The organism is Psychrobacter sp. 1U2 (assembly GCF_051847575.1).
Genome location: NZ_JBPYDC010000900.1, coordinates 1 through 783 on the forward strand (window position 1 = coordinate 1; position 783 = coordinate 783).

Here is a 783-nt window from a genome sequence, read left to right on the forward strand (position 1 = left end):
AGTACTTTCTTCAGTCGTTACCTCAGGATCCGCGATGACTTCAGGCTCTTCCATTGTCTCAGTTTCAACCATTGGTTCAGGTTCGACCATCGGTTCAGTCGTTGCTTCGGCTTCCGTAGGTTCTGCAACTGTCTCTGCATCATTACAGGCTACCAAAGATACGGCCGATGCAGCGATTGCTAGAGATAATAAAGTCTTTTTTAACATGGGTCTATCCTTATAAAAATTAAGCAGATGGTTTCTTATTCATTGCTATATGCATTGTATTTAATGCATGGAATAAAGTTTTAAAGCAGGGAATAAAAAAACGAATACGTGTCTTATTTACTGCGGTAACAGTACTTTATCGATAACATGTACGACACCATTGCTAGCTGCGATGTCTGTTTGCAAGATATTAGCAGTACGACCACTCTCATCCATCAGTTTGCCTTCAGGTGTAATCATCAATGTGTCTTTGCTGAGCATCATAACGTTACCTGGCTGCACATCTTTGGCATATACAGGTGCTGGACCATTGATTACGTGGTAGCCCAAAATCTTAGTTAAAGCTGGCTTGTTCGCAAAAAGCTGCTCTTTAGTCATGCCAGTTTCTTGTAAGGCTTCAGCAAACGCTGCATTGGTTGGTGCAAGGATGGTAAGGTTTGCATCAGGATTAGATAACGGACCAGCTATACCAGCAGCTTGTACCGCTTCAACCAAGGTCGAAAATTCAGGACTGCTTTGAGCCACTTGTACCACATTCATTGCAGCTACCGCTTCACTTTGAGTAGTTGCTTGCTG

1 protein-coding gene and 1 pseudogene are annotated in these 783 nt (G+C 42.8%); both read right to left on the bottom strand.

All coding sequences use genetic code 11. The features are described from left to right. Positions 1–207: pseudogene (locus ACS8FD_RS19430) on the bottom strand (hypothetical protein); the annotation flags it as partial. Positions 208–324: 117 nt separating this feature from the next. Continuing rightward, the coding region (locus ACS8FD_RS19435; protein WP_439277070.1) for a fasciclin domain-containing protein at positions 325–783 on the bottom strand (459 nt) is incomplete at its 5' end.